Below are 25070 nucleotides of genomic sequence, written 5' to 3'. Positions count from 1 at the left end.
TGATCGTGGTGCGGGGGCGAAGCGCAGCCGACCAACGGTCGGCTCTACCTCTGAGGGTTACAACCGTCGGGCGGAACGCCCTCCGTCAATGCGAACGCTGCACCGCGTAGCGGGCGAGCCCGCGCAGGGCGGCCACGGCATCGTTGTCGGCCAAACCGTCGAGCGCACGCTCGGCGGCGTCGGCATACTCCTCGGCGCGCGCGCGGCTGTAGTCCAGGCCGCCGGTGGCGTGGATGGCCGCCAGCACTTCCGGCATCGCCTCGGCGTCACCGTTCTGCACGATCTCGCGCAGGCGCTCGCGGGTCGTGGCATCCGAATGCGCCATCGCGTGGATCAGCGGCAGGGTGGCCTTGCCCTCGGCGAGGTCGTCGCCCAGGTTCTTGCCCAGCTCATCGGCATTGGCCGAGTAGTCCAGCACGTCGTCGGCAATCTGGAAGGCGTAGCCCAGGTGCATGCCGTAGTCGTACAGCGCCTGCTGGGTGGCCTCATCGACACCACTGGCCAGCGCGCCCAGACGGGTGCCGGCGGCGAACAGCACCGCGGTCTTGCGCTCGATCACACGCAGGTAGGCGGCTTCATCGGTATCCGGGTTATGCACGTGCAGCAGCTGCAGCACCTCCCCCTCGGCGATGCGGTTGGTGGTGTCGGCCAGGATCCGCATGACCGGCATGCGGTCCAGTTCGACCATCAGCTGGAAGCTGCGCGAGTACAGGAAATCGCCGACCAGCACACTCGGGGCGTTGCCCCACAGTGCATTGGCGGTGCTGCGGCCACGCCGCAGGCTGGATTCGTCCACCACGTCGTCGTGCAGCAGGGTCGAGGTATGGATGAACTCGATGATCGCGGCCAGCTGGTGGTGTTCCGGACCGGCCTGGCCGACCGCGCGGCCAGCCAGCATCACCAGCATCGGGCGCAGGCGCTTGCCGCCGGCCGAGATGATGTGGTCGGCGATCTGGTTGATCAGCACGACATCCGAGGACAGTCGGCGACGAATCAGCGCATCGACGGCGTCCATGTCGGGCGCAGCGAGCGACTGGATCTGGGGCAGGCCCAGCGCGGGGCGGGTGTCTTCGGTGATGGTCATGCGGTCTGACTTTCAGGCTTGGCCGGAATTATAGGCGGTGCCGTCGTATTCCGCCTGCGAAGACGCGCCTGTGGCCCGGCCAAGGTGCGCGGCAGACGTGGGGGGGGGGGCGGACCCTGCCGATCCTGGGCGCCGCCACCGATGCGCCGTGCCCGGTTGGCTGCCGCCCGGCCGGGCGCTGGGAATGCGCCCCGCGCCGCCATCTGGCGTGAATACGTATGCATGCGACCCCACCGCTGGAGGCGCCCCGCTAAGCTTGTCGGGTTCGTTTCTGGCCCCCTCTGGGGTGCCGTGGAAGCCCGAAGGGGGGCCTCAATGTCGCAGTCTCCATGGTGGCGCGGTGCCGTCATCTATCAGATCTACCCGCGCAGTTTCCTGGATGCCAATGGCGATGGCGTGGGCGACCTGCCCGGCATCATCGAACGCCTGGACTACGTGGCCGCGCTGGGCGTCGACGCGATCTGGGTCTCGCCGTTCTTCAAATCGCCGATGGCCGACTTCGGCTATGACATCGCCGACCACCGCGATGTCGATCCGATGTTCGGCACGCTGGCCGACTTCGACCAGCTGCTGGCCAAGGCGCATGCGCGGGGCCTGAAGGTGATGATCGACCAGGTGTTCAGCCATACCTCGATCGAGCATGCCTGGTTCCAGGAGAGCCGCCAGGACCGTACCAATCCCAAGGCGGACTGGTACGTATGGGCCGACCCGCGCGAGGACGGCACCCCGCCCAACAACTGGATGTCGATCTTCGGCGGCGTGGCCTGGCAGTGGGAGCCGCGCCGCGAGCAGTACTTCCTGCACAACTTCCTGGCCGACCAGCCCGACCTGAACTTCCACAACCCGGCGGTGCAGCAGGCCACGCTGGATTATGTGCGGTTCTGGCTGGATCGCGGCGTGGACGGCTTCCGCCTGGATTCGATCAACTTCTGCTTCCACGATGCACAGCTGCGCGACAACCCGGCCAAGCCGCTGGAGAAGCGTCTGGGCCGTGGCTTCAGCGCGGACAACCCGTACGCCTACCAGTACCACTACTACAACAACACCCAGCCGGAGAACATCGGGTTCATCGAGCGGCTGCGCGTGCTGCTGGACGAGTACCCCGGCTCGGTCAGCCTGGGCGAGATCTCCGCGGAAGATTCGCTGGCCACCACGGCCGAGTACACCGCGCCGGGCCGGCTGCACATGGGCTACAGCTTCGAGCTGCTGGTGAAGGATTTCAGCGCCGGTTACATCCGCGATACGGTGTCGCGGCTGGAAGCGACGATGACCGAAGGCTGGCCGTGCTGGGCGATCTCCAACCACGACGTGGAGCGCGCAGTGACGCGCTGGGGCGGCCATCCGGCCCAACCGCGGTTGGCGCGGATGCTGGTAGCGATGCTGTGTTCGCTGCGGGGTTCGATCTGCCTGTACCAGGGCGAGGAGCTCGGGCTGGGCGAAGCGGATGTGCCGTTCGAGGCGCTGCAGGATCCGTATGGCATCACCTTCTGGCCGAACTTCAAGGGCCGCGATGGCTGCCGCACGCCGATGCCGTGGCTCGATGCGCCGAAGGCGGGGTTCACGACCGGTGAGCCGTGGTTGCCGATTCCGGCGGAGCATCAGGCCGCCTCGGTGGCGACGCAGGAACATGATCCGCAGTCGGTGTTGAATGCGTTCCGTCAGTTCCTGGCGTGGCGGCGCACGATGCCGACGCTGTTGGTGGGCGATATCCGTTTCCTTGCGTGCGCCGAGCCGGTGTTGATGTTCGAGCGGGTGCACGGGGAGGAGACGCTGCTGTTGGCGTTCAATCTGTCGGCGGATCCGGTGCGGGTGTCGCTGCCGGTGGGAGACTGGCAGGTGGTGCAGGTGCCGGGTCCGGACGCGGGCGAGGTTGTTGGTAGTGAGCTGGTGTTGCCGGCGCAGTCGATGTATTGCGCGCGACGCGGCTGATCAGGTTTTCCGGTGGTATTGAGAGGGCGGGGCCAGGTGCCTCGCCCTTTTTTTTGTCTTGCGTTCGGGCGTTGGGCCACATCAATAGCAACAACAACAGCAACAGCAACAGCAACAGCAACAGCAACAGCAACTGCGCGTTGGGCTGCGCTTGTGCTGGTTTGGGCGGGCACGGGTGGGTTGGCGGGACCCGCCGCAAGTACGTCCGTGTAGGCTCATGTCGCGCCATCCATGGCGCTCATGGTCCCGCCAACCCACCCGTGCCCGCCCTTCGACAATGGGCTGGTGCGCAAGGGAAAAGCGACGCTGGGCCGGCGCGTCCTGGCAACCGCAATGCTGATGTCGACCGTAAATCGACAGGCTTGAGCTGTCGCGCTGGTCTCAGGTGTTGAAACAGTTGAAGCAGCTGACGCATGCGCAATGGTCGGATCGGCCACACACCCCCCGACCAGACCAAGGACAGCCGGCGCTGACGCTCTTCAGGGGCAGAGAAAATCCAACAAAAAACCCGCTGTACAAGCAGCGGGTTCTTCGATGTTGCCATTACGTCGCTGAAGCAAGCTCAATCAGAACTTGTAGTTCACGCCCAGCATGTAGGTGCGGCCCCACTCCACGTACTCCAGCGGGCGATCCTTGGTGCCGGCATAGGTCCGATACGGCTCGTTGGTCAGGTTGCTTCCCTGCAGCAGCAGCGTCAGCCCATGCAGGCTGCTGCTGTCGGCGAAGGTGTAGCTGACCTGCGCATCCGTCACGTTCTCGCCGACCACGTAACGCAGGGTGCGGTTGCCGTTGAAATTGCCGATCTCGCCGATGAAGTCCGAGCGACGGCGCTGGCTCACGCGTGCCTCGAACCCACTGCGCTCGTAGTACGCGGTGAAGTTGTACACGCGCTCGGACAGGCCCGGCAGGCTGATCGGATCGCTTCCCACGCTGGAGGCGCTTTCCGGATCCAGGATCTTGATGTCGCTGTCGTTGAACGTCGCACTGGCCTGCACGCCGAAGCCGCGCAGGCTCTCGGTCAGCATCTCCAGCGGGAACGAGGCGGTCAGCTCCAGGCCCTTCAGCTTGCCACCCTGGCCGTTCTGCGGGGCCGAGAAGGTGCCGGTCGGCAGCACCGGCACGATCATGCCCGGCTGCGGTACGTAGCTGGCCAGCAGGTCGCTGAAGTCGTAGTCATCGCGCGACTGCGTATAGACGTAGGACTTCAGGTCCTTGAAGAACACTGCGGCGGCCACGTAGGCCTTCTCGCCGAAGTACTTTTCGTACGAGAGGTCGATGGCGTTGGCGCGCCATGGATCCAGCAGCGGGTTGCCACCGCTGCCGCCGGGCTTGCCGGTGGCGGTGTCCACGCCGAACTCCAGGCCGGCACGCATCTGGTCCACGCGCGGGCGTGCCACCTGCTTGGCCACGGCGAAGCGCAGTGTCTGCTGGTGCGGGAACATGAAGGCCAGGTTCAAACTCGGCAGCCAGTCGGTATAGGTCTTGCCGTCATCGATCGGCAGGATGTTCTGGCCGTCCGGCCGCGAGCGGTCGAAGTAATTGGACTGCGAGCTCTGGTCGGTACGCACCATCTGTACGCCGATGTTGCCGCGCAGGCCCACCTCGCCCAGGTCGGTATTGATGTTGGCGCGGATCCACGCGGTGCTGGTCTTTTCCTGCACCGTCCAGGCCTTGGGAATCAGATAGTCCAGGTTGGTGACCGGGTTGAACACCATGTAGCGGTCCACCGCGGCCGGGACGTTCCAGGCGGGGATGTAGCCGATACCGGCGAAGCCCAGATTGACCGGCGCGTACTGCAGGTCACTGGCGATGTTGGCATCGCCCTGGTCGCCCAGCAGGATGTTGCCCTCGGCCTGGGTCTTGTCCTTGCGGCGGTCGGCGTAGTTCACGCCCACGTCCACATCGGAGAACCACGGCAGCGAATCGGGCATCGCAAAGGTGGCCTGCAGGCGGGCGCCCTTCAGGCGGTCTTCGACCATCGGCACCTTGCCGTAGCCGGAGCCGTAGATGGTGTTGGTCAGGAACAGCGCGTCCGGGTTGGAATAGTCCAGGCCCGGGCTGATCTGTGAGAAACCATCCGGTTTGACCACCACGCCGACCGAATCCAGCTGCGGCATCGGCGTGAGCTGCAGGTTGTTCTCCAGATTCAGTTCGTTGCGCGTGGCCTTGGAGTAGTTCACGTCGGCGACGACCTTGACCCGTTCGAAGTTGAACTCGTTGTTCCAGCCGAACGCATCGATCTTGTCCTTGCGCTTGTTGTACATGCCGCGCACCAGCGGATACACGCCGGTCGCCACGCCGCCGGCGAAGGTGCCGTCGGCGTTGATCTGCGGGTTGGTGATCAGCAGGCCCGGGGTATAGCCGCCGTTGTAGTTGCTGAGGTTGACCTCGAACTGGTTGGCAGTGTCGATCTGCTCGGCTTCGGTGTGGAAGGCATCCAGCGTGCTGGTCCACACGTTCGACGGACGGAACTGCACGGTGGCCATCACGCCGTCGCGCTCGTTGTTGCCGGTGCGGCGCAGGGCCTTGATGCCATCGGAAAACACGGTGCCCGGAGCCAGGCCGGGGCGGTTGCCCTGGTCGGTCTGCTCGGTGGTCCACGGCTCGTACAGGCCGACCTGGTTTTCCTGGATGGGCATGTCGCTGTGCGCATAGCCGATCGAGATGCCCAGGGTGTTGTCCAGGAACTGGTCGATGTAGCTGGCGCTGAAACGGTTGCCGTACGGGTCGACGTTGGCGGCCTTGCCCAGCGAGCTCTTCTGGTAGCGGCCGCTGATGGCGATCACGCGCTCGCCGAAGCTCAACGGACGCACGGTCTGCATGTCGATGGTGCCCGACAGGCCTTGGCCGACGAGGGCGGCGTCCGGGGTCTTGTAGACGGTCACGCCGTTGACCAGTTCCGAGGGGTACTGGTCGAACTCGACGCTGCGGTTGTCACCGGTGCTGACCACTTCGCGGCCGTTGAGCAGGGTGGTGGCGAAATCCGGCGACAGGCCGCGCACGCTGATGACCTGGGCGCGGCCGGCCACGCGCTGTGCGGCCAGGCCGGGCAGGCGGCCCAGCGATTCGGCGATGCTCACGTCAGGCAGTTTGCCGATGTCCTCGGCCGAGATCGCTTCGACCACCGAGGTGGCGTCCTGCTTGATCGCGATGGCGTTTTCGATGCCACGGCGGATGCCGGTGACCTGGACGGTGTCCAGGTTGGTTGCCGTATTTCCGGTCGGTGGGGTGGTGGTACTGGATTCGGCGGTCTGCGCGGACGCCATCAACGGCGTCAGGGCGACGGCCAGCGCGAGACTCAGCGCGCTGCGCTTGCGGTTCAACATTTTCCCCTCCCAGGCAATGTTGCCAATCGATTTTGTGGTTGCCCGGAGGACCCGGGAGCGTCATGGCGCGGTGGCCGTTGACTGCGTGGCTATGGTAGGCAGCGCGCCTGCCGCGGGAATCACCCTGCATACGTATTCAATGACGTTTGCCGTGTTGGAAGCGATTACAGCTGCGTTGGCGCATGCGCGCCACCGCGCCACGGTTTGCCATGCAAACGTCGACGGGTAGTGCCGGCCGCTGGCCGGCTCCTCGGGATGCCAGGCAGATGGAGGAGCCGGCCAGCGGCCGGCACTACCCGTCATGGGCCTGCGTCGAGACCTCTGATCAGATCTACAACGGGGTAAAGCGGATCGCCTGGCCGCCGCCCGGCGCAAGCACGAGCGTCAGCGCGTCGGCGCTGGTGACCTCGCGGGTCTCGCGCACGAAGGCGAAGGGGTTGCTGCGGAAATCGGCGCCGTCCCCATCGCGATAGATTTCCGCCCGGTAACGTACGCCCGGCTCCAGGAAGCCCAGCGGGATGGGCAGCACGCGGCCATGTTCGTCGGTGATGCTGCCAAGGAACCAGTCGCGGCTGTGGCGGTCCCTGCGCACGATGGTCACGAAGTCGCCCACCTCGCCGTTGAGCACGCGGGTGTCCTCCCAGTCCACCGCCACATCTTCGATGAAGCGGAAGGCCTCACGGTGCTGCTCATAGTGCTCGGGCAGGTCGGCGGCCATCTGGATCGGGCTGTAGATCGCCACGTAGAGGGCGAGCTGGCGCGCCAGCGTGCTGGGGATCGCCTGGCCGCCACGGCCCTTCAGGCTGAGGATGCCGGGGGTGTAATCCATCGGCCCGGACAGCATCCGGGTGAACACCAGGTTGACCTCGTGCTCAGGCGGATTCGGCGGCTGTCCCCAGGCGTTGTACTCCATCCCACGTGCACCTTCGCGGGTGATCCAGTTCGGGTAGGTGCGGCGCAGGCCGGTGTCCTTGATCGGCTCGTGCGGGTTCACCGCGATATGCCGTCTGGCCGCCTCCTGCACGACCTTGAGGTGATGGCGGGCCATGAACTGGCCATCGTGCCACTCGCGCCACAGTGGCCCACCCGCCGGGTTGCGCCGATCCACCTGGCCGTCATCGCACACATAGCCGCTCTTGAACGAGTCCACGCCCAGCCGCGCGTAGAGATCCAGCGCCGCGCCGAGCTGATCCTCGTAGTGTTCGATGGCGCAGCCGGTTTCATGGTGGCCGATCAGGTGTACGCCCTTCGTCGCGCCGTAGGCCGACAGCGCCTCGATGTCGAAGTCCGCAGTGGGCCGGGTGAAATCGAACGCGTAGCCGTTGCCGACCCAGTCGCCGTTCCAGCCGGGGTTCCAGCCTTCCACCAGCACGCCGCGGAAGCCATGCCGGGCAGCGAAGTCGATCACGCGTTGGGTCTTGGCCGTGGTGGCAGCATGTCGCGGGCCGGTGGCCCAGCTTTCCTCGTCCAGATGCATCGACCACCACACACCCAGGTACTTGGAGGGCTTCACCCAGCTCACGTCGCCCAGCACATTGGGTTCGTTGAGGTTGAGGATCAGGCTGGATTCGACCAGCCCGCCGGCGGTGTCGCTGATCTGCAGCGTGCGCCACGGCGTATCGAAGGGCAGGCTGCGCCGCACTTTCCAGCCCTCGGCAGAGGGTGACAGCTGCGCCCGCAGGCGCTGGCCTTCGGTGCGGCGCAGCCACATGCCGGCGTAGTCCACCAGGGCCGCCTCATGGACGGAGACATGCAGTCCATCGCGGCTGCGCAGCGTCATCGGCGTATGCGCAAGTGGCACCTGGTCCAGCGGCGTACGCTGGTAAAGGTATTCGTAGTGGATCGGCTCGCCGGCCGGAATCCACCAGGCGGTGGCGGTCGGTGCGATCGCGAACTCGGTCAGCTCATCATCGATGATCGCCTCGCGCATCCCCGGCTGCTGCGGGAAGCGATAGCGAAAGCCCAGGCCGTCGTCGTAGACCCGGAACACCACATCGATGCGCCGCTTGGTGCCGCTGCGCTCGACCAGCTGCACCACCACTTCGTTGAAGTGGTTGCGGGTCAGCCGGCGCTCGCCCCAGGGCTGCTCCCAGGTCTCATCGACGCTGCGCGACTGCTGGCCGACCACGGCAAGGTCGCGGTCCAGGCGGCCATCGCGCAGTTGGAAGCCAAGCTTGGAGTTGTCCACCACCGTTTCGCCGAAACGGTCCACCCGGTAGCTGGGGTTGCCACCATCCAGTTGCAGCGACACGCGCAGTACCTTGCCGGGCGACTCGACACTGGCGACAGTGACCGGTTCCGCCAAGACGGTGGCGCTGAATGCGCAGAGGATCCAGCCCAGCAGGGGCAGGCGACGACGTGCGAAATGCCCGTTTGTTGGATGCGACAGTGACGGCATTTCCCCTCCCAAGGCGGCCGAAAACACCCCCGGACTATAGCGACGCGGTCACGATTGCCGACCGCCCTGGCCATGAATACGTATGCAGCTCGATGCAGGCTGCGGCGTGCCGTCTACCATGGGCCCAAGGCACCCTGGGAGGGGGCCGCGAGCGCATTGCCGCGAGGCGGTGCGGACCTACAACGCGAGCAAAGGGGAGGGAGGCAACTGGCGCGAGCCGGTTCGCCACTTCGATGCTGAAGATGATCTGCCTGACCGTTGCCCTCGGGGCAGCGATGGGGTCCACCGCACGTGCGGCCGACCTGGACTTCGATGGCCGCCATGCGCGTGCCGAGACCGCCGCTGAAGGTGGCTACCTTCTGCACGCACCGCAGGGCGAGGTGCGCGTCAACGCGCAGCCGATGCGCAGCGAAACCGGCAGTGTGCTGTTCGATGCGCTGTTCGGGCTGGCCCAGCAGGAGATGGATGCCGACCGCGTGGATGCGATCCGCGACCCGGCCTTCAATCACGGTAAGCCCGTGGACTGCGAGTGCTTCCAGACCGGCGAGCGCTGGCCCTATGTGTGGACCCGCGATGTGAGCTTCGCCGCGGATCTGGCGCTGTCGCGTCTGGATCCGGTACGCACGCGCCAGTCGCTGCAGTTCAAGCTGTCCACCGCGCGCGATGGGCATACGCCGGGCCTGTTCGTGGCGCAGGACACCGGCTCCGGTGGCAGCTGGCCGATCAGCAGCGACCGCGTGGTGTGGTTCCTGGCCGCACGCGGGCTGCTGGATGACGCGGCCTTTGCCGACCAGGTCTGGCAGGCACTGCAGGCCACCCTGGCACAGGATCGCGAGGCGGTGTTCGAGGCACGGATCGGCCTGTATCGCGGCGAGACCTCGTTCCTGGATTGGCGCGAGCAGACCTACCCGGACTGGACCCGCGAGGACGTGCGCTTCATCGGCGAGTCCTTCGCGCTGTCCACCAACGTGCTCCACTATCAGGCCCTGCGGCTGGCCGAGCAGCTGGCCCGCCAGCACGGCGATTCGCGGGCTGCCACGTACGGTCAATGGGCCGACGCGCTGGCCCGCCAGATCGACGCGCGCTTCTGGCGCGAGGATGCCGGGCAGTACATGAGCTACATCGGTGAAGCCGCGCACCCGGTCCCGTATGCCAAGTACGACCTGCTCGCGCTCTCGCTGGGCGTGCTGGCCGATGTGTTTCCAGCCGATCGCGCGCGGCGTGCCCTGTCGAACTACCCGGCCGTGGCCGGTGGCAGTCCGGTCGTCTGGCCGCAGGAAGCCCAGCAGCCGATTTACCACAACCGCGGCATCTGGCCCTTCGTCAGCGCGTACTCGCTGCGCGCGGCGCGCCGGCTGGACGATGCCCCGCGCATCGCCATGGAGATCGAGTCGCTGATGCGCGGCACCGCGCTGGCCGGTTCCAACATGGAGAACTACGAGATGCGCACGCTGGCGGTGCATGTCGATGAAGGTGCCCTCAGCGGCCCGGTGGTGAATTCGCCACGCCAGCTGTGGTCGGTGGCCGGCTATCTCTCGATGGTGCTGGAAGGTGTGTTCGGCGTGGAGGACGACGGTCGTATCGCGCCGAAGCTGCCGACATCGCTGGTGCCGACGCTGTTCGGTGAGCATGACCGCATCCGCCTGGACGATGGCGAACAGCGTTACGTGCTGGTGCGACCGAAGCACCTTGCCGGCGAGCTGTTGGTGGCGGGTGATATCCAGCGCGACGGCACGACCACCACAGTGCAGCTGGTGCCGTTGCATGCCACGGGCGCGACGCCATCACCGGCCATCCTGCGTCCCTCGGCGGTGTTCGCCCCGGCCAGCCCCGCCCCCCCGGTGCCGCGTGAAACGACGGCAGGCTGGAAGATCACGGTGCCTGCCGGGCACGTGCTGTGGCGCGACGGCCAGCAAGTAGTGCCCGCGCAGGGTGTCGCCACGCTGGTCAAGGACGGTGCCAGCCACTGCCTGAGCCTGACCCGCCGTGCAGGCGCGCTGGAATCGCTGCACAGCCCGATGACCTGCATCGGCCCGCAGCAGGTGCTGGCGGGCGACACGCAGTGGCAGTGGACCGCACCGACCGCCGGCCGCTGGCGTGCACGCCTGCGATACAACAACCCCAACGGCCCGATCAACACCGGAGTGACCGCAGCGGTGAAGACGCTGGTGCTGCAGTGTGCGGGCCAGCCCGAGCAGCGCCGCCCCATCGTGATGCCGCACAGCGTGGGCGAACAGGATTCAACAGCCGTAGAGTTCGAGACGACGGCAGGGGCCTGCCGCATCTCGCTGGAGGAGGGCTTCAACATGAGTGCGCTGACCCACTTCGCGCAGTACAACGGCGGCAAGGGCGGCAGCGCGGGCGTGCTCAACCAGGCGCGCGTATCCGCACTGACCCTGATGCCGGTGGCGGCCTCGACGGAGCCGCGCCGATGAGCCGTTCGCCCAAACCGACGCTGTCGTTCTGGCAGATCTGGAACATGTGCTTCGGCTTCCTCGGCATCCAGTTCGGCTTCGCGCTGCAGAACGCCAATGCCAGCCGCATCTTCGAGACGCTCGGCGCCCCGATGGATGCGGTGCCCGGGCTGTGGATCGCCGCGCCACTGACCGGCCTGCTGGTGCAGCCGGTGATTGGCTACCTGTCCGACCGCACCTGGACGCGCTGGGGCCGCCGTCGCCCGTTCTTCATGATCGGTGCGGTACTGACCACGTTGGCCCTGCTGGTGATGCCGAATTCGCCGACGCTGTGGATCGCAGCCGGCACGCTCTGGGTGCTGGATGCTTCGATCAACGTATCGATGGAGCCGTTCCGCGCGTTCGTCGGCGATCAGCTGGCCCCGCGGCAGCGGCCGACCGGCTTTGCCATGCAGAGCTTCTTCATCGGCATCGGCGCCATCGTCGCCAGCTTCCTGCCTTTCATCCTGGCCCACTTCGGCGTGGCCAATACGGCCGCAGCAGGGCAGGTGCCCGACACCGTGCGGTACGCGTTCTACTTCGGCGCGGCGGTGTTGCTGGCGGCGATCACCTGGACGGTGGTCAGCACCCGGGAGTACTCGCCTGCCGAACTGGCCTGCTTCGACGATGCCGAGCCGGCCGCCGTGCACCACAGTACGCGCGTGGCCGGACCGCCCCCCTGGGCGCAGATCGGTGGCTGGGTGGCGGCCGGTCTCGTGCTTGCCGCCGCCATCGCGTGGCAGCAGGGTGACCGCATGCTGTATGTGCTCGCCGGCCTGTGCGTCGCCTACGGCGTGCTGCTCGGTGTGGCGCGCTGCGTGCCCGGCGCGAACATGCTGGCCACCATCGTCGACGACCTGCGTGCGATGCCGCGCACCATGCGTCGCCTGGCGTGGGTGCAGTTCTTCTCGTGGTTCGCGCTGTTCGCGATGTGGATCTACACCACCGCCGCCGTCGCCGGTACGCACTTTGGCTCGACCGATACCGCCTCGGCCGCCTACAACGACGGCGCCAATTGGGTCGGTGTGCTGTTCGGTGCCTACAACGGCTTCGCCGCACTGGCGGCCTTGCTGATCCCGTTGATGGTGCGTGCACTCGGCCTGCGCTGGAGTCACCTGGTCAACCTGTGGCTGGGCGGCCTGGGGCTGATCTCGATGCTGTTCATCCGTGATCCGCACTGGCTGCTGCTGTCGATGGTCGGCGTCGGCTTCGCCTGGGCCTCGATCCTGTCGCTGCCGTATGCGCTGCTGTCCGACAGCGTGCCGGCGGCCAAGATGGGGATCTACATGGGCCTGTTCAATTTCTTCATCGTGATCCCGCAGCTGGTCGCGGCCAGTGCGCTCGGCTTCCTGCTGCGCACGTGGCTGGGTGGTGACCCGATGCACGTGCTCGCACTTGGGGGCGGCAGCCTGCTGCTGGCCGGCCTGTGCGTGCTGTATGTGCCATCCCAACAGGAGGTTGTCTGATGTCCCGGTATTCGTCGTTGTCGCTGGCCCTGTCATTCGTACTGTCCGCCAGTCCCGCCCTGGCCGTCGAGCGCCCGGACTATGTCGGCACGCGTGAGCCGTTCGCCAGCCAAGCGGTCTACTTCGTGGTCACCGACCGCTTCGTCAATGGCGACGCGTCCAACGATCACCGCGACCAGGGCGGTGCACACCCCACCTTCGACATCCCGGTGCCGTGCCCGGACAAGGTGGACGGCAACATCGGCTATCTCGGCGGTGACTTCAAGGGTGTGCTCGACAACGCCGCGTACATCCGCAATCTGGGCTTCGGCGCGGTGTGGATCACCCCGATCATCGACAACCCGGACCAGGCCTTCACCGGCAGCAAGCCGATCAGCTGCACCAGCACGCTGACCGACCGCGGCAAGACCGGTTACCACGGCTACTGGGGCGTCAACTTCTACACGCTCGACGAACATCTGCCGAGCAAGGACCTGGACTTCGGCGATTTCACCCGTGGCCTGCACGCGGCCGATCTGAAGGTGGTGCTGGATATCGTGGGCAACCATGGCTCGCCCGCGTGGACGATGCCGGTGGCGCAGCCGCAGTTCGGGCAGATCTTCGACAAGGGCGGCCGGCTGATCGCCGACCATCAGAACCTCCCGCCGCAGCAGCTGGACCCGGTCCACAACCCATTGCACGCGTTCTACAACAACATCGGCCCGGTGGACGGGAAGAGCGGCTCGATCTTCGATGGCAACCTGGCCGAACTCTCCGATTTCAACGAGCACAATCCGGTGGTGATGGACTACCTGGTCGGCGCGTACCTGCAGTGGACCGCGCAGGGCGTGGATGCGTTGCGCATCGATACCATCGGCTGGCTGCCACACCCGTGGTGGCATGCCTTCGTCAACCGCATCCGCGCGGAGCATCCGGGCATGTTCATGTTCGGCGAAGCGTTCGACTACGACGCCCGCAAGATCGCCGAGCACACCTGGCCGGCCAATGCGAACGTCTCCGTGCTCGACTTCCCGCTTCGCGGCGCCTTGTCGTCGGTCTTTGGCAGGGAGCAGAAAGGCTTTGAGGCCCTGGCCGAGCCGCTGCACCTGCTGGATGGGCCGTATGCCAATCCGTACGAGCTGATGAGTTTCTACGATAATCACGACATGGCGCGGCTGGATGCCAGCGATGCCGGGTTCATCGACGCCCACAACTGGCTGTTCACCGCGCGCGGCATCCCGGTGATCTACTACGGGTCGGAAACCGGCTTCATGCGCAGCCGCGCCGAGCATGCCGGCAACCGTGCCTACTTCGGCCAGAAGCGCGTCGATGAGGCGCCGAAGAGCCCGATCTTTGCGCCGTTGCAGCGCATCGCCAAGCTGCGCGAGGCCATCCCCGCCCTGCAGCGCGGCCTGCAGGTCAACGAGCGCCTGCAAGGCGATGAAGCGGTGTTCTTCCGTGTGCTGCAGCAGGGCGATACCGCGCAGACCGCACTGGTGCTGCTCAACAAGGGTGACGCGGCGCGCACCTTCGAGGTCAGCCGCTACCTGCAGGCCGGGACCTGGCGCGACGCGCTGGGCGGTGCCAGCCAGACGGTGAAGGGATCGCTGACCGCCGAGGTACCCGCACACGGCGTGCGCGTGTTCGTGCTGGATGCACCGGTCGACCAGACGGCGCTGCAGAAGCAGTTGAAGGCAGCGGTCGACGACCAGCGCGCGCGCACGAAGCGGCTGGCGAAATAGCCGGGCGATGCCCGGTCTGCCGTTCGCGGTGGGCCGGGCCGTACAATCGGGCTCGCGACCGCGCAGTGCGGTCCTCCCGAGTAAGCTGTCCATGTCACGCCTGTCCCTGCGCCACGCAACGCCCGGCGACGCCGAGCGCCTGTTCCATCTGATGCAGTTCTACTACTTCGAGGCCTCGGCCTGGAGCGGAGAAGAGGTACGTCCCGACGGCCTGTTCGACTGTGACCGGCGCGACGTCGAGGCCTCGCTGCGCGATGACCCGCAGTGGGCACGGCTGCTGTTCGTCGACGAAGCACTCGCCGGCTTCGTGCTGGTGGACCGGGTGGAACGGGACGGCCACCACTATCCCGAACTGGCCGACCTCTTCGTGCTCCCCAAGTACCGGCGGCAAGGCCTGGCCGCTTATGTGGTCAGCACACTGCTGCGCCCCGGCGAGGGGCAATGGCTGCTCGCGGTGTTCCGCGGCGATCTGGCGGCGCATGCCTACTGGCTGCGGACCCTGCCGCGGCTCGGTCTCCTGCATGTCGCGCTGACCCAGGAGGACCCGACGTTCCACCTCTACCTCGTCGGCGATCCGGCCAGCCCGTAGTGCCGGCCGCTGGCCGGCTCCTGGCACCCCCGGCGGTACACTAGCGAACCCCACCCATACCCCTGCATTCCATGACCGACGCTGCTGCCCCCCAGACCCCGATCGAAACGCTGCTCAAGACGGCAATGGACGGCCAGCTGCCGATCGGCCTGTTCATGAAGGCCTTCGTGGCGTCCGAGGTGGTGCTGCTCACCGGCAGCCTGGTGACACCGGACGGCAGCGGTTTCGATCCGCTGCTGTTCGACAAGCAGGGCGTGCTGCACGTGTCGGTGTTCACCGATATGAGCCGGGTCGGTTTCCACAGCCAGCAGGCCCCGCACACCATCCGCATGCTGATGCTGGACGTGCTCAAGCGCGTTCCCGGCGGCTACGGCGTGGTGATCAACCCCGGCACGCCGCTGGGGTTTGAGATCTCGCCATCGGGCGTCGGCGAAATCCTGAAGGACTTCGCCGACGGCCCGCGCTGACGCTGCGTTCTACTGCAGCGTCACCTTGCGCCGGTTGTCCGAGGAGACCCGATCGATCAGTTTGTTGTAGGGATCGAAGCCCGCTTCATCCGGCTTGCCGTCCACCGTCACGGTGATCGACGGGTTGGCCTCGGTGACGTGGTGGCGCTGCAGGTACAGCACCTTCTGGTCGCGCTCCTTGCCCGAGGGGGCGTTGGCAAACACGCCGAGCTCGATCCAGTCGTCCATGGCGCCAGCGGTCTCCTTGCCGTCACCGTCGGCATAGCGCTTTTCGGCATGCAGCTTCAGCGTGACGTCGTACTTGCCGTCCGCCCGCTTGCGCGCGGTCGCGGCCAGCACGCGGTTGTCGTAGAAGCTGATCTTCTCGAACAGATCGGTCACCAGTTGCTGGCGGTCGGCCGGCGTCTCCGCCCGGATGTAGCCCAGCAGTTCGGTCGAGGTGGTGTAGGGCGGTTGCTGGAAGCCCTTGTCCTGCAGGAAACGCTTGAGCGCACGGTTGAGTGCGGCCTCGCCGATCTCTTCGCGCAGGCGGTAGAACGCCAGTGAGCCCTTTTCGTAGTGGATGTACTGCTGGTTCTCCACCCGTGCCAACGGCAGCTCCTCGATACCCTCGCTGCCACGCCCGGACAGGTAGCCATCCAGTTCCGTCTTCAGGAACTGACGCATCTGCTGCCGCCCGTACTCCTTCTCCATCACCATCAGCGCCGAGTACTGGGACAGCGACTCAGACAACATCGTCGCGCCCTGTACGTTGGCACCGATCACCTGGTGCGCCCACCACTGGTGCGCGACCTCGTGCGCGGTCACGTAGAACACGTAGTCCACCTTGTCACGGTTGCGCAGGTCGGCGATGAAGCCGATCGATTCGGAGTAGGGGATGGTGTTGGCGAACGACTGGGCGAAACGCGCGTAGCCCGGGAACTCGATGATGCGCACCTGCCGGTGCTGGTACGGCGTGAAGTTGGCCTCGTAATACGCCAGCGACTTCTGTACCGCCTCGATCATGCGGTCCACGTTGTAGCCGTGGCGCGCATCGTAGTACACCTCGATCGGGATGCCCTTGTATGCCGCGCGCTTCACTTCCCAGCGCGCCGAGAGGTAGGCATAGAAGTTGAGCATCGGCCGGTCCATGGCGTAGCTGAAGCAGCGCCGCCCGTTGACGGTCGCTTCGTGCTGCAGGTAGCCCGGCGCCAGCGCGATCTGGTCCGGCGCGGTGCAGATCGTGCTGCGGAAGGCCAGCCAGTCGGCATCGTCGGTCACGTAATTGTTCGCGCGGGCGGCCTGGTCCTCCAGCTTGGGCATGCGGCTCGGTTCGCCGAGGCCGCGCTTGCGGCGTTCGTTGCGGTCGGTGATCTGCACGCCCTGGTCGTACCCGAACGAGGGCAGCAGCCGGCTGTTGAAGAAACTGCCATTCTCCACCAGGTCGGTGGGCGCCTGATCGGAGGTGATGCCGGTCGGATGCTGGTTGACGCGGAAGTGGATGCGGCGTTCCTCCCCTGGCTGCAGCGGAGCGGTCAGCCGGTAGATGCGATAGCCCAGGTCGGCGTCATGCATCGCCAGCGTCTGGCCGCCCAGGTCGACCGCGGTCAGCTGCTTGTCGTCGTTCATCGCCACGTGCAGCTGCGCGATGGGGGTGGTGTGGGTGTTGCGCACCGTCCAGTACGCATCGATCACCACCGACTGGGTTTCCGGGTGAAGGTCGATCCGGTTGTCCACCGCGACGATGCGCGGTTGCGGGAGGTTGCGGTAGCGCGACAGTTCACGCTCGTAGCGGGCCTGCAGGTCCAGCTGCTGGTCCGGTGAGAGGAATTCGTTGCGGATGTTGGTGCTCCAGTACAGCCAGCCGCCCAGCCCGATGAAGGCCAGCGTCGCGACGGCGGCGCCCAGCCCGGCCGGGCCGCGCAGGCGACGGCCCGCCAGCACCAGGCGCTGGCGCAGGCTGGTGCCGACACCACGGACCCAGAACGCCGAGGCGACACACAGCAGCGCCAGCAGGAACAGCGCCCAGTAGCCCTGGAAAGCCAGTTGCCCCGGCAGGAAATGGCCGTAGCCGTTCATGTCCGAGTACGGCGCGATCGGCCAGCTGCCGAAGTTGTACAGGTTCTGGGTGTAGTCGAGCATGCCCAGCACCGCCTGGCCGATCATCACCACGATCAGCAGCGCGTAGCCGATGAACTTGTTGTTGGTCAGCACCTGCAGCACCAGCGCCAGGCCGCCCATCAACAGGTAGACGACCGAGTCCAGTGCCAGGGTCTTGAGATACACCAGTGGCTCGATCTGCGTGTAGCCCTTGCTCAGCTGCACCGCGATCGCGGCCAGCGCACCGATCGCCTGGAAGCAGGCGATCACCGCCACCAGCGTGGCGAACTTGGCCAGCAGCGGGACCCAGTTGGGGACGGGCATCGCATCGGTGACTTCATTGATCCGGGCCGCGCGCTCTTTCCAGACCAGTTCGCCGGCGAAGAACAGCACGATGATGATCAGCAGCCAGCTGTAGGCGCCCTGCAGGGCGGTCAGCATCTCCGAGGTGACCGGCCAGATCGGCGTGCCGTACAGGGTCTGGCGGAACAGCGCGCCGGGCAGGAAGTTGCACAGCCCCAGTACCAGCAGCACCAGGAACGGCACGCTGCGCAGCACGCCGCTGGTGTCGAAGCGGACCTGGTGCAGGAACTGCCTCCAGGCGGTGCCGGCGCCGTGGCCCGGCACCACGCGGGGCACTACGACCTGGCTCGGCCGCTGTGCGGGCGCGGTCGTCACGAGGGCGGTCCTGCGTCCCCAGCGACGTCCGGCGCTGCCGCTGCGTTCGCTGCGGAACAAGGCGAACGTGGCGGCGTACAGTACGGCCGCCACGCCCAGCCACAGCGCGCGGTTGGCCAGCAGCTGACCGGCCACGGCGGGCAGGCCGCTGTTGCGCTCGGCCACCGACCAGTAGCGGATGGTCCGTGACAGCGCGCGCAGGCCGAGCGGCTCGCTCAACACGGCCACCCAGGTGTTGTCGATGTCGCTGAGCAGGGCGGCGCTGACGCCGTACAGCACGAAGTAACCGATCACGCCGATGTAGACCCACAGGATCGAGCGCGTGGTGGCCGCGAGCAACGCCAGCAGCGCCGTGGTGAAGACCAGGTTCGGGATCACGATCACCCCGAAGGCCCACACGTAGCTGTACAGCGAGACCGGGCCCATGCGGGCCGGATCCACCCAGGGCATGAACGGCCCCAGCGCCAGGCCCAGGGCGATGATCATGTAGACCAGCAGCCCGCTGACCAGGGCCGCACCGATGCGCCCGGCCAGATAGCCGCGGCGTTTGATCGGGCTGGCGAAGATCAGCTCGGCGGTGCCCAGATCGAAGTCGCGCAGCAACGCGTTGCTGACGAACAGCGTGGACACCAGCATGCCGAGCAGGGTGAAGATGCCCAGCATCGAGGCGATCACGGTTGGCGCATTGCTGTGCACATTGCCGGCGCCGCCGCCGATCTGTACGGCGTCGGAGGAGGCCGCACCGAAGGCCATCAGCGCGAACAGGCCCGCCAGCAGCCACAGCAGCGGGGAACGGAGCTGCTCGCGCAGCTCGAAGCGGAAGAAGGCAGCGATCATCGGCGGGCTCCGGTCAGGCGGCCCGCGACTGCAGGCGCAGTCGCTGGAAATAGACGTCTTCCAGATCGGGAGCAACGGCGGCGAAGCCGTCGCCGGGGTCGGTCGCGCTGTGCACGTGGATCACCGGCCGGCCACCAACCAGGCGGGTGGACAGCACCACATGGTTGGCTTCGTAGGCGGGCAGTTCGGCAACGTCCACCTGCTTGCGCCAGACCTGGTGCTGCAGCGCGTCGATCGCATCGCTGGGCTTGCCGGTCAGCAGCACCTGCCCCTTGTTCATGATGGCCATGCTCGGGCACAGGTCGGTGACATCCTCGACGATGTGCGTGGACAGGATCACCGCCACGTTCTCGCCGATCGCGGCAAGCAGGTTGAGGAAGCGGTTGCGCTCTTCCGGGTCGAGCCCCGCAGTAGGTTCATCGACGATCACCAGGCGTGGGTCGCCGAGCAGCGCCTGCGCGATGCCGAAGCGCTGGCGCATGCCGCCGGAGTACGTGCCCAGCTTGCGCTTGCGCGCGTCCCACAGATTGACCTGCTGCAGCAGGGCATCCACCACCTCGCGGCGCTGGCCCTTGTGGGTAAGGCCTTTGAGCACCGCGAAATGGTCAAGCAGATCCAGTGCACTGACCTTGGGATACACGCCGAAGTCCTGCGGCAGATACCCCAGCCGTCGGCGCACGGCGTCCTTGTCGCGCAGTACATCGATGCTCGCCTCGCCCGGAATCGACAATGTGGCGGTGCCGCTGTCCGCTTCCTGCAGCGTGGACAGGGTGCGCATCAGCGAGGACTTGCCGGCGCCGTTCGGGCCGAGCAGCCCGAACATGCCGCGGGGAATATCGAGGGTGACACCGGCAAGGGCGTGGACCCCATTGGCGTACGTCTTGGACAGCGCGCGGATCTCAAGCATGCGGACAGCTTCCCCTGGGCGATGGATCGGTTATCCGCCCTATTCAGATAGCCTGCATCCGCCGTAAGTCATGGGTGCTTCCGGCCGGACGCCCGCCAACGGGCCGCTAGCCACGACAGCGCCACGCAGGCTGCGCCAGCCAGCAGCCACCCGGTCGCCGCGCTGCCCGCGGCGTGCTCGATCGCGCGCCACCATGCCGGGCCGAACAGCGAAACCAACGTCAGCACCGCGACCGCCAGCACCGCCAGCAGGGCCCGGGAGACCCAGCATTCTATCCCGGCGTCATGCCGGGCGATGTGCGCAGCGACATCGCGGGCGAAGCGCATCGGCGGCCCGCTCTGCGGCGCAGAGGCGATCGCCTGGGCAATACGCAGGTAATCGGGGGCGTCCGGTCCGGCGCGTTGGCCGCTCAGCGCCGCGCGCAGCCCGCGTTCCTGGGCCTGCCATTCGTCGGGGTCGATCCGGGAATCGTCTGTGCTGCTCATGCGGGCACTCCAATGCGGGATTCGAGCAGTTCGCGCAGCCGCTTGCGGCTGCGGAACAGGTGGCTCTTGATGGTGCCTTCGGCCAGGTCGGTAAGGGTGGCGATCTCGGCGATGGAGATCTCTTCCAGATGATAGAGCGTGAGCAGGGTGCGCTGCAGCGGGGGCAGGGCGTCGATGGCCGCATGCAGGTGGGCGTTGATGTCCTGCTCGCTGGTCAGGGCTTCCAGATCGATGCCATCGCCGACCCGATCGATCAAGGCGGTGCCGTCGTCGCTTACGGTGTTCTCCACCAGTGGGATGCGTCGCCGTTCCAGGTGCCGCTTGGCGATCGAATAGGCAACCTGCGCGACCCAGGATTTCAGTGCGCTCTCGCCGCGGTATTGATGCAACGTCTGATGGATGCGCAGGAAGGCTTCCTGACACAGCTCGCGGGTGTCGTCGGGGTGGCGGACCATGCGATCGACCACGCGCCAGCAAAGGCCTTGATACTCCCGCACCAGCTGCTCGAACGCCCCGGGCTGGCGCGACAGAATGGCGTCGACCAGTTTCCGGTCGGCATCGAGACAGTCGGCAGGAGGGGGCGGCGATGTGCGCATGTTCCATAGAGATACGTCGAGTGCCTCTCCGGTTGCAACCGTGTTCCGTGCAACCGATCCCGCCGTGGCCGTATCTCAGTGGACAAGCCCCTCCTCAACGGAACGAACGCACCATGGATTACAACCTGATTCTGCCCGTCGTCCTGATCCTCGGCATCGTGTATGCCATCAAGAGCGTGGTCGATGGCCACACGCGCCGCCGTATCGTCGAAGCCCGCGGCTCGGAAGAGCTGGTGCGTTCGCTGCTGGCCGGCGATACCACCAAGCGTCGGCTGGCCGCGCTGCATTGGGGCTGCGTGATGTTGACCCTGGCCCTGGCCTTCGGGCTGGTCGATCTGCTCGGCATCGACCGGGTCACGCCGGGTGCGATCGCGCTGCTGCTCGGGGCGACCGGCCTGGGCAACGTGGTGTACTTCGTGCTGGATCGCCGCTTGAAGTAAGCCAGCGTACGGCCCGCCGACCGATCGCCCGCCGGTTGTCCGCCGCGGCCTGACCGTCGGCATGCCGGCGCAGGCCGCGGATGCGGCCGCCCACCCCAGCCGGCAGGTCCGCTGTCGGCTGCTCTGCAACAGGACCCTCGAATGAAACGCATCCTGGCACTCTGTGCCGGCCTTGCCGTGGCCGTGCTGTCTCCGGTCGGCGCCGCCACGCCGCTCGATTTCGCCCCGCTGTCCGCCCTCATCGAACAGACCAAGGCGGCGACCGGCTTGCCGTCCGGTACCGCCGTCGTGGTGGTGAAGGACGGCAAAGTGATCCATGAGGGCTACTACGGTTTGGCGGACATTGCCGCCGGTACGCCGGTCACGGCCGACACCGTCTTCTACATCGCCTCGGCGACCAAGCCGTTCTTCGCGCTGAACGCCCTGCAGAGAGAGGCCGCCGGTGAGCTCGACATGGCGATGTCGCTCCAGCAGATGTTTCCGCAGATGCGCCTGGAAGGTATCGACGCCGAGTCGGTCACCGTGCGTGATCTGCTCACCCATACCGCGGGCGTGGACAACCCCGCCTTGGTCTGGGCCACTGCTTTCAGCGGCGTGCATGACGCTGCCTCGCGGCTGGCGCTGGTGGGCGCGACCCGGCGCGACCCGGACGCGCCCCACGGCACCTTCGGCTACACCAACCTCGGCTACAACCTGCTGAGTATCTGGATGGACCAGCACGACGCGCTGCCGTGGCAGGACCAGTTGCAGCGCGCGGTGTTCGATCCGCTGGGCATGCGCCATACCAGCACCCGGATCAGCCGTGCCCAAACGGCAGGCTGGCCCCTGGCCAAGCCGTACTCACTGGGCAGCGCGCAACCGACCACGGCCCTGTATCTGCGCAAAGCGGACGGGACGATGCAGGCGGCCGGTGGCATGGTTGCCAGCGCACCGGACCTGGCCCGGTTCCTGATCGCGCAGTTCCCGCGCGCGGGCACCCCGGCCTTCGCACCGCAGGTAATCAGTCGTTCGCAGCAGCGGCAGGTCGCGCTGAGCGCGCGCTATCTGGACTTCGCGCGCGATGGTTATGCCTGGGGCTGGTACACCGGGCAGTACAAAGGCCACCGGCTGCTGCACCACTTCGGCGGATTCGCCGGCTTCCACGCGCACCTGTCCTTCATGCCTGATCAGAACATCGCACTGGTGGTGCTCAACAACGAGGACCTGCTGGGCGCACCGCTGACCAATCTCATCGCCGATCACGTGTATGGCGTGCTGCTGCATGAGCAGGGGATCGCAGCGAGCTCCGCCGCCCGCTTCCTGGCCCTGCAGGCAACGGCGGCCCAGGCGCAGCGGAACATGGCGCGTCAGCGCCAGGCGATCCAGGCACGCCCGTGGCTGCGAACGTTGCCGCGCGATGGCTACGTGGGCAGATACGTGCACCCGCTGCTCGGCGAGATGAACGTCGAAGCGGCCGGTGACCAGGCACTGCGACTGCGTTGGGGGCAGCTGGGCGCGGTGGCCACCGCGGGCGAACACCTTGACCAGGTCCGGGTCGAGTTCGTCCCCAACAGCGGCAACTGGCTGACCTTCCACGTGGCCGATGGCCTGGCGCGGTCCCTCAGCTTCGAGAGCCTGAGCTTCCAGCGGGTGCCCTGAACGGACTCAGCGGCGCAGCGAGGATTCCCGCAGCACCTGCTTCACCGCGATGCTCTGGCCTTCCACCGGCTGGCCGTCGATCAGCGCCAACAGCTTTTCCACCAGCAGGTGCCCGGCCTGCTTGGTGTCCTGCTGCACCGTGGACAGCGGCGGGGACACCGAGGCGGCCAGCGGGATGTCATCGAAGCCGGTGACCGCCACGTCCTCAGGCACGCGCAGGCCATGCTCGCGCAGGGCGCGCATCGCACCGATCGCGATCAGGTCGCTGGCCGCGCACAGCCCATCGATACGCTCACCGCGCGCCAGCAGCGCCTGGCAGGCATCGAAGCCGGACTGCTCGGTGGTGATCGCATCGTGCTGCAGCGAGGGCTCGGCGGTGAGGCCTCGCGCCCGCATTGCTTCGACGTGGCCGCGATAGCGCTGCTCGAACTCGGGATAGTGGCTGGAAGCGTGGCCGACGAACGCGATCCGGCGGCAGCCCTGGTCGAGCAGGTGGGCGGTGATGTCGAAACCGCCCTGGAAGTTGTCGCTGCCGATCGAGACACCGGGCTGGTCGGGCAGGGAAGCGCCCCAGCGCACGAAGTGGGTGCCTTGCTCGACCAGCCGCTGCAGGCGCTCGCGCGACTCGTGGTAGTCGCCATAGCCGAGCAGGATGATGCCGTCGGCCTTGTTGCTGTCCTCGTAATCGGCCTGCCAGTCAGTGGACAGCTGCTGGAAGGAGACCAGCAGGTCATAACCGCGCAGCGCGCAGGCCCGCGTGATCGAGCCGAGCATCGCGTGGAAGAACGGGTTGATCAGCGAATCGTCATTGGTCGGGTCCTCGAAGAACAGCAGGGCCAGTGTGCCGGCATTGCGCAGGCGCAGGCTGGAGGCGTTCTTGTCGACCTTGTAGTTCAGCTCCCGGGCGATGGCCAGGATCCGCTGCCGGGTTTCGGCGTTGACCATCGGGCTGCCGCGCAGCGCCCGCGACACCGTGGGCTGGGAGACGCCGGCCAGGTGGGCGATATCGAGGGAGGTGGCTTTACCGCGGATGGTCATTTCAGCAGGCGGGGAGACAGTGAAGCGACATCATGCCATGCGCCGTGATGGCGGGGCCGGGAGGTCCCTCGGGCTGGCGGCCAGCGGCCTGCGGCGCGGGGACTGAACCGCCGTCACCGTTGCGGCATATGGCTCGAGCAGGTTTCCGGTCGTTCCCGGCCGGAATTCCGACAGGGTCGGGGACGGCGGCGATGATAAGATGGTGCAATCTGGATCCCCCCAATTCTCCCAAGGGCGGCCCGGCAGATCTGCACCCCGCCCGGGGCTGTGATATGACTGCGGCCTGCCCTCGGACAACGGAAGAGCAACCCTATGGCGCGCGGCATCAATAAAGTCATCCTGGTCGGCAACCTCGGCAACGACCCGGACGTGAAGTACACCCAGGGCGGTATGGCGATCACCCGCATCAGCCTGGCCACCACCAGCGTCCGCAAGGACAAGGATGGCAACCAGCAGGAGCGTACCGAATGGCACCGCGTGGTGTTCTTCGGCAAGCTCGGCGAGATCGCTGGTGAGTACCTGCGCAAGGGCAGCTCGGTCTACGTCGAAGGCAGCCTGCGTTACGACAAGTACACCGGCCAGGATGGCGTGGAGAAGTACTCCACCGACATCATCGCCGATGAAATGCAGATGCTCGGCGGCCGTGAAGGCGGCGGTGGCGGTGGCGGCGGCGAACGTCCGCAGCGCCAGCAGGCTCCGCGCCAGGAGTACGGTGGTGGCGGCGGTGGTGGTGGTCAGCGTGGCGGTGGTGGTGGTGGCTACGGCCAGCAGCGCCCGCAGCAGCAGGCTCCGCAGCAGTCGGCGCCGCCGATGGACGACTTCGCTGATGACGATATTCCGTTCTAAAGGTTATAAAATTGCATTTGTAAAGTTATACTCCGATCAAGTGCGAGCTTGACCTGAAAAATAAGGGCTTGAATGCCTCATGTGAGCCGCCTC

General features: G+C 66.6%; 17 protein-coding genes. 9 read left to right on the top strand and 8 right to left on the bottom strand.

Annotation, left to right across the window (positions count from 1 at the left end; translation table 11 throughout):
• Window positions 1-85 precede the first annotated feature (85 nt).
• The gene (locus PV764_RS08480) at window positions 86-1084 is read right to left on the bottom strand and encodes a polyprenyl synthetase family protein (protein ID WP_070426810.1); all 999 of its coding nucleotides are present in this window, start codon (window positions 1082-1084) and stop codon (window positions 86-88) included.
• A 315-nt stretch (window positions 1085-1399) separates the two neighbouring features.
• On the opposite strand from PV764_RS08480, the gene PV764_RS08475 reads away from it, so the two are divergent.
• Window positions 1400-3013: an alpha-glucosidase family protein gene (locus tag PV764_RS08475; protein WP_284128246.1), complete on the top strand. Its 1614-nt coding sequence runs from the start codon at window positions 1400-1402 to the stop codon at window positions 3011-3013.
• Window positions 3014-3579: 566 nt separating this feature from the next.
• On the opposite strand, the gene PV764_RS08470 is transcribed toward PV764_RS08475, so the two are convergent.
• Window positions 3580-6339, bottom strand: coding sequence for a TonB-dependent receptor (locus tag PV764_RS08470; protein ID WP_421116465.1), 2760 nt, complete (start codon window positions 6337-6339; stop codon window positions 3580-3582).
• A gap of 331 nt (window positions 6340-6670) precedes the next feature.
• Entirely contained in the window at window positions 6671-8737 is a 2067-nt protein-coding gene (locus PV764_RS08465) for a glycoside hydrolase family 97 protein (RefSeq protein WP_421116464.1), read from the bottom strand.
• A 233-nt stretch (window positions 8738-8970) separates the two neighbouring features.
• Here PV764_RS08465 and PV764_RS08460 point away from each other — a divergent pair, with 233 nt between their 5' ends.
• From PV764_RS08460 to PV764_RS08440, 5 genes are all read left to right on the top strand, one after another.
• Window positions 8971-11172, top strand: coding sequence for a Six-hairpin glycosidase-like protein (locus tag PV764_RS08460; RefSeq protein ID WP_421116463.1), 2202 nt, complete (start codon window positions 8971-8973; stop codon window positions 11170-11172).
• Window positions 11169-12656, top strand: coding sequence for an MFS transporter (locus tag PV764_RS08455; protein WP_421116462.1), 1488 nt, complete (start codon window positions 11169-11171; stop codon window positions 12654-12656). The genes PV764_RS08460 and PV764_RS08455 overlap by 4 nt, the downstream gene beginning before the upstream one ends.
• Window positions 12656-14377, top strand: a complete 1722-nt coding sequence (locus PV764_RS08450; protein ID WP_421116461.1) for an alpha-amylase family glycosyl hydrolase — start codon at window positions 12656-12658, stop codon at window positions 14375-14377. The genes PV764_RS08455 and PV764_RS08450 overlap by 1 nt, the downstream gene beginning before the upstream one ends.
• Before the next feature lie 91 nt (window positions 14378-14468).
• Window positions 14469-14966, top strand: a complete 498-nt coding sequence (locus tag PV764_RS08445) for a GNAT family N-acetyltransferase (protein ID WP_421116460.1) — start codon at window positions 14469-14471, stop codon at window positions 14964-14966.
• Between the two features lie 71 nt (window positions 14967-15037).
• On the top strand, window positions 15038-15433 hold the full coding sequence (locus tag PV764_RS08440; protein WP_019185694.1) for an SseB family protein: 396 nt from the start codon (window positions 15038-15040) through the stop codon (window positions 15431-15433).
• 9 nt (window positions 15434-15442) lie between these two features.
• On the opposite strand, the gene PV764_RS08435 is transcribed toward PV764_RS08440, so the two are convergent.
• The 4 genes from PV764_RS08435 to PV764_RS08420 all read right to left on the bottom strand — a co-directional run bounded on the left by PV764_RS08435 (window position 15443) and on the right by PV764_RS08420 (window position 21015).
• Window positions 15443-19027, bottom strand: a complete 3585-nt coding sequence (locus PV764_RS08435; RefSeq protein ID WP_421116459.1) for an ABC transporter permease/M1 family aminopeptidase — start codon at window positions 19025-19027, stop codon at window positions 15443-15445.
• A 13-nt stretch (window positions 19028-19040) separates the two neighbouring features.
• The gene (locus PV764_RS08430; RefSeq protein WP_421116458.1) at window positions 19041-19934 is read right to left on the bottom strand and encodes an ABC transporter ATP-binding protein; all 894 of its coding nucleotides are present in this window, start codon (window positions 19932-19934) and stop codon (window positions 19041-19043) included.
• 68 nt (window positions 19935-20002) lie between these two features.
• Complete coding sequence (locus tag PV764_RS08425; protein WP_421116457.1) at window positions 20003-20419, bottom strand: hypothetical protein; 417 nt, start codon at window positions 20417-20419, stop codon at window positions 20003-20005.
• On the bottom strand, window positions 20416-21015 hold the full coding sequence (locus PV764_RS08420) for an RNA polymerase sigma factor (RefSeq protein ID WP_019185698.1): 600 nt from the start codon (window positions 21013-21015) through the stop codon (window positions 20416-20418). The genes PV764_RS08425 and PV764_RS08420 overlap by 4 nt, the downstream gene beginning before the upstream one ends.
• A gap of 113 nt (window positions 21016-21128) precedes the next feature.
• Between PV764_RS08420 and PV764_RS08415 the strand changes: the two genes are divergently transcribed.
• Window positions 21129-21455, top strand: coding sequence for a hypothetical protein (locus PV764_RS08415; RefSeq protein ID WP_019185699.1), 327 nt, complete (start codon window positions 21129-21131; stop codon window positions 21453-21455).
• A gap of 141 nt (window positions 21456-21596) precedes the next feature.
• The gene (locus tag PV764_RS08410; RefSeq protein WP_421116456.1) at window positions 21597-23093 is read left to right on the top strand and encodes a serine hydrolase domain-containing protein; all 1497 of its coding nucleotides are present in this window, start codon (window positions 21597-21599) and stop codon (window positions 23091-23093) included.
• Between the two features lie 6 nt (window positions 23094-23099).
• On the opposite strand, the gene PV764_RS08405 is transcribed toward PV764_RS08410, so the two are convergent.
• Window positions 23100-24131, bottom strand: coding sequence for a LacI family DNA-binding transcriptional regulator (locus PV764_RS08405; protein ID WP_019185701.1), 1032 nt, complete (start codon window positions 24129-24131; stop codon window positions 23100-23102).
• 312 nt (window positions 24132-24443) lie between these two features.
• Here PV764_RS08405 and PV764_RS08400 point away from each other — a divergent pair, with 312 nt between their 5' ends.
• Complete coding sequence (locus tag PV764_RS08400) at window positions 24444-24977, top strand: single-stranded DNA-binding protein (protein WP_421116455.1); 534 nt, start codon at window positions 24444-24446, stop codon at window positions 24975-24977.
• Window positions 24978-25070: the final 93 nt, after the last annotated feature.

Origin of the sequence: Stenotrophomonas sp. AS1, from assembly GCF_048957655.1 — a bacterium.
Classification (GTDB): Bacteria; Pseudomonadota; Gammaproteobacteria; order Xanthomonadales; family Xanthomonadaceae; genus Stenotrophomonas; species Stenotrophomonas bentonitica_A.
This window is presented reverse-complemented; position numbering and strand designations above follow the sequence as displayed.

Bases quoted from the DNA above. Each gene is read 5' to 3' on its own strand.
- PV764_RS08450 (WP_421116461.1), top strand. From the start codon at position 12,656: ATGTCCCGGTATTCGTCGTTGTCGCTGGCCCTGTCATTCGTACTGTCC.
- PV764_RS08430 (WP_421116458.1), bottom strand. From the start codon at position 19,934: ATGCTTGAGATCCGCGCGCTGTCCAAGACGTACGCCAATGGGGTCCAC.
- PV764_RS08410 (WP_421116456.1), top strand. From the start codon at position 21,597: ATGAAACGCATCCTGGCACTCTGTGCCGGCCTTGCCGTGGCCGTGCTG.
- PV764_RS08460 (WP_421116463.1), top strand. From the start codon at position 8,971: ATGCTGAAGATGATCTGCCTGACCGTTGCCCTCGGGGCAGCGATGGGG.
- PV764_RS08400 (WP_421116455.1), top strand. From the start codon at position 24,444: ATGGCGCGCGGCATCAATAAAGTCATCCTGGTCGGCAACCTCGGCAAC.
- PV764_RS08420 (WP_019185698.1), bottom strand. From the start codon at position 21,015: ATGCGCACATCGCCGCCCCCTCCTGCCGACTGTCTCGATGCCGACCGG.
- PV764_RS08465 (WP_421116464.1), bottom strand. From the start codon at position 8,737: ATGCCGTCACTGTCGCATCCAACAAACGGGCATTTCGCACGTCGTCGC.
- PV764_RS08440 (WP_019185694.1), top strand. From the start codon at position 15,038: ATGACCGACGCTGCTGCCCCCCAGACCCCGATCGAAACGCTGCTCAAG.
- PV764_RS08470 (WP_421116465.1), bottom strand. From the start codon at position 6,339: ATGTTGAACCGCAAGCGCAGCGCGCTGAGTCTCGCGCTGGCCGTCGCC.
- PV764_RS08415 (WP_019185699.1), top strand. From the start codon at position 21,129: ATGGATTACAACCTGATTCTGCCCGTCGTCCTGATCCTCGGCATCGTG.
- PV764_RS08475 (WP_284128246.1), top strand. From the start codon at position 1,400: ATGTCGCAGTCTCCATGGTGGCGCGGTGCCGTCATCTATCAGATCTAC.
- PV764_RS08480 (WP_070426810.1), bottom strand. From the start codon at position 1,084: ATGACCATCACCGAAGACACCCGCCCCGCGCTGGGCCTGCCCCAGATC.
- PV764_RS08455 (WP_421116462.1), top strand. From the start codon at position 11,169: ATGAGCCGTTCGCCCAAACCGACGCTGTCGTTCTGGCAGATCTGGAAC.
- PV764_RS08435 (WP_421116459.1), bottom strand. From the start codon at position 19,027: ATGATCGCTGCCTTCTTCCGCTTCGAGCTGCGCGAGCAGCTCCGTTCC.
- PV764_RS08405 (WP_019185701.1), bottom strand. From the start codon at position 24,131: ATGACCATCCGCGGTAAAGCCACCTCCCTCGATATCGCCCACCTGGCC.
- PV764_RS08425 (WP_421116457.1), bottom strand. From the start codon at position 20,419: ATGAGCAGCACAGACGATTCCCGGATCGACCCCGACGAATGGCAGGCC.
- PV764_RS08445 (WP_421116460.1), top strand. From the start codon at position 14,469: ATGTCACGCCTGTCCCTGCGCCACGCAACGCCCGGCGACGCCGAGCGC.